The sequence below is a fragment of the Sporomusa sp. genome (assembly GCF_057736855.1).
Map to the genome: position 1 here is coordinate 1 of NZ_JBYKYF010000196.1, position 5851 is coordinate 5851.

Below are 5851 nucleotides of genomic sequence, written 5' to 3' on the forward strand. Positions count from 1 at the left end.
AAATGGCTCCTCCCTCCTAACCAGCTTGACAGATTTGGTTTGTTTAAAGACAGGCTGACTGTTCAGCCATTCCCAATCAAGCATGCCGGCAGCTTGATTATCATACTGGATGTGAAAATATCCCATACCAGTAGCCGTCAAATTATGAAAAAAATGACTGCCAAGTGAAGGTTCTGGGCGAAGGTTTTTAAGATCAACTTCCACGATAATCATCGCCTGAGACATCTGTTCCCAGGACAAAGGAATTCCTAACCAGCGGTCCGATGTGCCCATTCTGCCAAAGCCAATAAGAATACAGCGGCGCCCCTCCTTTACTAGCAACTGATTTAACTCACCAATTTCATTAGCAATTTGAACAGTGTCCTGCAAATTAAAGGCCACCGGATCAACAAAAATAATATCGTGGATATGTTGATAGCTGCCATTGCCAATGGTTCGCTGGCTGAAACACCAGAATTCCTGCTGTTCATTCATACTAACCTCAAATGATTCTCTACCAACAACCATCGGACGGATTTGCAGGAAATAAAACTCTTTAGGTTTGCTTTTATCCTTTGGAATATTGACAGCAAACTCGATTTCCACCTCGCTGCCAAACGCCTGCTTTCCCAACCCCAGCAAGTCTTTAATAATTTGCCTCAGCGGCAGCCGATTATACTTGAGAATCGGAGCAAATGTTACCAGTTTGGGGCCTGGCTGATATATGTTGTCATATATGCAGTCGTTTTCAATAGAATACGTGCTGCCAATATACCCCAGAGACTGATCTTTATGCGCCTGAGAAATCAGCAGCTTTTTGTAAATATAATCTTCATCCGCACGCAATGTAATGTCAGCCGAATCCTTTAGGTTTATCGCATAAAAGGAATGCTGCGATTTTTCCAGATACTCCTTAGGACTGGAAACAAGCGGGTTAAGCTTGGGATAAGCCGGGGAAAAGCGGTATACTTGCTCCCCTTCCACAATGGCTTTTCCTAATCCCAGTGCCAGACTTACAATTCCATCTTCTGGTTTCAACGGATCATATGGATAAAAGTTATAAGACTGAGCCACACCGGAAATGGCCGGATAATAGTAGTCACCATACCGTTCTCCCACCAATTCCTGGATAAGAACAGCCATTTTTTCTTCTTCTATCCGGATATCCGCATTCTTAGCATATTGCACCGGCGCTTTATAAAATACAGAAGCATACACCAGCTTAACTGCATCTTCAAGCTGCTTTAGCCGAATTTCCGGGTTTTCATGACAGTTGGGAACCACATAAGTATTGTAGATACCGGCAAAAGGCAATACCCGTGAGTCCTCTAAAATGCTTGATGAACGGACCGCCAAAGGACATGTTATATATTGGGTCAGAACACGCAGATTTTCTTTAGTAGCCATCGGCAATGCGCTTTCTGTAAATTTTTGTGCAATCTCGGCTTCTGATGGGGATGTAGCAAGAAAAGCATACAATGTATTTTCTTCAATAAATTGTTCAAAAACATCACTGCCAATTACAAATGACCGCGGCACCTTCACTTTCATATCTTCGTACTTATCTGCTAATTGAGCTTTGCCAATCATGACGTTCATGAAAGCAATCCCTCTGGCTTTCCCCCCTAAAGAGCCTGTCCCCAGTTTTATAAAGGCATTTTCCATATCTTTTTTGGAGAGTCCTTCAAAATCTAAAACCAAACCAGATTGGTATTTTTTAAAATAATCACTCAGTACTTTGAGAATATATGCCCGAATATCAGCAGCACTGGCAACATGTTCTATATCTACGAACCTCAATTTATCCGCTACCTCGATTTCGGCCCGAGCGCGGAACCAGCGTGAAAAATCATTTTTCTTTGCATGATAGCATAGGCTCTCATCCGGCAGATCCCGGATTATTCTTTCCAGGCTAGTAATGTCAGTTGCTTCAGCAATCACCCTGCCGTCAGGATATTTAAAAACAAAAGAACCAAAACCGTAATTTTCCAAAATATAACTGCGTATATCATGCAGCAATTGGGGCGAGTTTTTGTTAATAAAATCAAGCTGCAAAGCTTTGGCGATTTCGGTGTTTTCTGCTTCTTCGGACTGGAGTAAAAATGGCAGATCAGGAATGATCTCCCGCACAATGTTACTTAATTCAATTCCTGCCTGAGGGTGCAGTACACCATTCTTGGGAAACCTTACATCAGATATGATCCCTAGCAAATTATAGCGATACTTGCTAACAATTTCCATGGCTTCTTCATAGGTTTCCGCGAGAAGAATCTTCGGCCTGAGACGAACCCTTAGCAAACCATGTTTTACATTCATGGCATGCAATACCAAATACCGAGTCTGAGTCAAAATTTCTGTATAAATAGTAGGCAATATTTGCGAATAATAAACTGGAGAGTCATCCACCAAAAGGATAGCCTGAACGCCTAACTTGCTGTCTGCTTCTACATTGAGCTTGTCTTCAATATACTTAATAATCGCTACAAGAACTTTATTATCTCCCGACCAATGAAATACCCTGTCTATGCAAGAACATTCCCGGATACGGGCAATCATGTCCGGAGTCAGCCGCTCATAGGTAAGCATAACAATCGGAATATGGGGGTAAGCCTTATGGATTCTTTTTTCGACCTCAAATGAGCTTATATCACTTATGCGGGACATAGTAATGATCAGATGGATATTTCTCATTTTCAATTCTTCCCAGGCATCCTCCCCATCAGCCACCCAATGAATCCGGGGGATAAACGGAATGTTCAAGTCATTAAAATGATGATAAATCTGCTCAGTTAATCGTCCATCTTCTTCAAGCACATAGGCATCGTATGCAGTAGAAATCAACAATATTTCGGTAACCCTGAATTTCATCAAATCATGAATACCGGAAAAACGAGCTTGCATATCACTGTATCGATTCACAGCATACACTCCTATTCCTGAAAACTTACCCTCACTATCAGTATATCCTAAATTACATGCAGAGTAACCCAAAAAACAGAAGTGTACGTTATTTCGCCAGTTGTTTTTTTCTTTCCAGCAGCAGTCCTGCCGCTATAATTACAGCACTTACCGCAATACCAATATACAAAGGATCTATAGGTACATTAAGAACGGTTGCTCCAACTACAGCAGCCAGGGTACTCAAAATCATAGAAGCAACTGCCCAGCCCCTTGTTAACCTTCCTGGAGTAAAAATGGCCAAGGTTAGCGGCAAGAATACACCGGCCCCCCGCAAAGCCATAGACATATAATTCCAGGTTAGTACCTGGGAATGTAGATGTAACATGGCAATTGAAGCAGCCAGCAAGGTAACTACCAGTACGCTAATACGGTTTATCCATAATATAGTTGTGCTGTTTTTTATTTTTAGCAGTTCATTGCAAATATCTTTAGAAATCATAGTGCCAATCCCTAATGCCAGTCCGGCAATTGACCCAATAAGTGACAGCAATATGCCGGCTACGCCAATTCCGCCCAGCCAAGCTGGCTGGTATTGCAGTAAATAGCTGGGCAGAACCAAGATGGGTAAGACATCCGGATGGGCGGCATGCATAAACATGGCAATCGCGATTGACGGCAGGCCAACCGGAATAATAACTAATGCGGCGGCAAACGCCCCCGCAGCCGCCGTGCGTGAGTCAGAAGCTGAAAATATGGCTTGGATATAAGTTTGGGTGCAAACAATACCTACAATCATAGAGAACAGATTCCCCAAACTTGCCGAAATCCCTTTGCCAAAAAGACTGAACCAGGGATATGCAGGTAACACCGTTGTAACGTTTGGCATATCCAGCAAAGCAACTATGGCAGTTGCTCCTGCCACAAACAAGGTAACCCAGATAATAATCATTTTCATAAGTCCGGATATGCTGGCACCTTTCATGCCACCAAAAAAAACATAAGCAGCGACAAGAGTCATGAGGATGATCGCTGCCAGCCAGGGAGTAATCTTAAACATTGCTGCAATAATCTGGATACCGGGTAAACAACTCGCCACAGCACTTAAAAAAATTCCAATCGACGAAATCACACTGGCTACCGGCCCCGCTGCTTTCCCATAATTGAGGACCAAATACTGCGGAATGGTTTCCAAAGCCGTATTACGTAGCGGCCGGGCATAAAACAGGCCCATGATAATAAAGCCCACACCTGACCCCAATGTAAACCACCAAGCGGAAAGTCCCAGAGAAAATGCCATCTGGGCTGTTCCGACAGTGGCACCGCCGCCAATAACCGTGCCGGCAATGCTGCCTGCAATCAGCGTTACCCCGGATGACCGTCCGCCCAAGCTATAGCCTTCCGCCGATGTTATGGTTCGGGCAGAAAATATACCACTTCCAATTACGATGATAACTGTAATAACTAAACTAACTACATGTACATAATTTAGTTCCATGAAAATTCCCCCGATGATTGATAACAGCAGGTATCAGAAAACTGCAAATCATACTTGCTTTGACAAAATTATAGCAAAAATTTATGTATATTTTAAATATCTATTTTGACCACTATCTATATCATTTTTGCATACTTATATCGCATGAACAGCGCCAATTCGGACCGAGTACCAGCCAAAAGAAAAACATGGCCTTTACACGAAAGCCAAAGACCATGTTTTTCTTATATCTTGTACAATGCGATTATACTTTAAACTTGCTGACAACCTGCTGCAGATCTTCTGCCATTTTTGCCAGTGCCTGACTGGAGGTTGCGATTTCTTCCATGGAAGCTGTCTGTTCTTCGGTAGCAGCCGAAACCGTCTGGGTCTGTCCGGCAGTGTCTCTGCTGATATGATCAATTTCTTCAACGGCGGACACGATTTGTTGACTGCCAACAGCCATTTGTTGAATGGCCTCCGAGATTTCCTTGATTTGCGCAGAAACTGCACCGACCAACATGACGATTTCCTTAAATGCCTGTCCAGCTGTGTTAACCACTTCGGAACCGACCTTAACCTCCCGCGCGCCTTCATTCATCGCAGTAACGGCACTATCGGTCTCGGTTTGAATCTCTGTAATCAGGCTAGCAATCTGTTTAGCCGCCTCCTGCGATAGTTCGGCAAGTTTGCGCACTTCTTCCGCTACGACAGCAAAACCTCTGCCCTGTTCGCCAGCCCGCGCAGCCTCGATAGCCGCATTTAAGGCCAATAAGTTCGTCTGTCCAGCAATTCCTGAAATGGTATCAACAATCTGGCCAATTTCTTTGGAACGCTCACCAAGCTTTCTAACTACCTGTGCTGAACTGGAGACAGTCTGATCGATACTTACCATCTGGCTAATGGCCGCATCTACTGCCTTATTGCCCTGTATCGCTGCACTCGTCGTTTTCTCGGCTACGTTTGCTACTTCATTCGCATTAGCGGCAACCTGCTGGATACCTGCCGACATTTGCGACACAATAGCGGAGGCATCGTTAACGGCTTTTAATTGTTTTTCGGCCCCACGTGCTACCTCATTAATACTGTTTGCTACCTGCACCGTAGCCTGAGCGGATTGTTCCGCACCAGCCGTAAGCTGTTCGCTGGAGGCTGCAACTTGTTCCGCTGCTTGGACTACTTGTTTAATCACCTGCTGTAAATGTTCGGTCATAGTTTTAAAGCTGGCAGCCAAATTGCCCACTTCATCATTTGACAGTCCTGTCAGCGCCTGACTGTCAATACGCAAATCACCGCTGGCAATACTTTCGGCAGTTGCCGCCATCCTGGTAATTGGCCGGGCAATGGAATTGGCTACCAAGTAAATAATCACAATTAGCAGCAGTAGACCAACCACACACACTCCCAGTATCTGCTGAGCCATTGCTGTTATATCTTTCGTCATTTCGGCTTCATAAACACTAATAATTAAAGACCAGCCGGTTTGACCAACAGGAG

3 protein-coding genes are annotated in these 5851 nt (G+C 44.1%); all 3 read right to left on the reverse strand.

What is annotated here, in order from left to right; translation table 11 throughout:
- Nucleotides 1-2898, reverse strand: a 2898-nt coding sequence (locus AC29Z1_RS12330; protein WP_488271762.1) for a PEP/pyruvate-binding domain-containing protein, incomplete at its 3' end; no start/stop codon positions are given.
- Nucleotides 2899-2986: 88 nt separating this feature from the next.
- The gene (locus AC29Z1_RS12335; RefSeq protein WP_488271763.1) at nucleotides 2987-4375 is read right to left on the reverse strand and encodes a sodium:solute symporter family protein; all 1389 of its coding nucleotides are present in this window, start codon (nucleotides 4373-4375) and stop codon (nucleotides 2987-2989) included.
- Nucleotides 4376-4619: 244 nt separating this feature from the next.
- Nucleotides 4620-5851, reverse strand: a 1232-nt coding sequence (locus AC29Z1_RS12340) for a methyl-accepting chemotaxis protein (RefSeq protein ID WP_488271764.1), incomplete at its 5' end; no start/stop codon positions are given.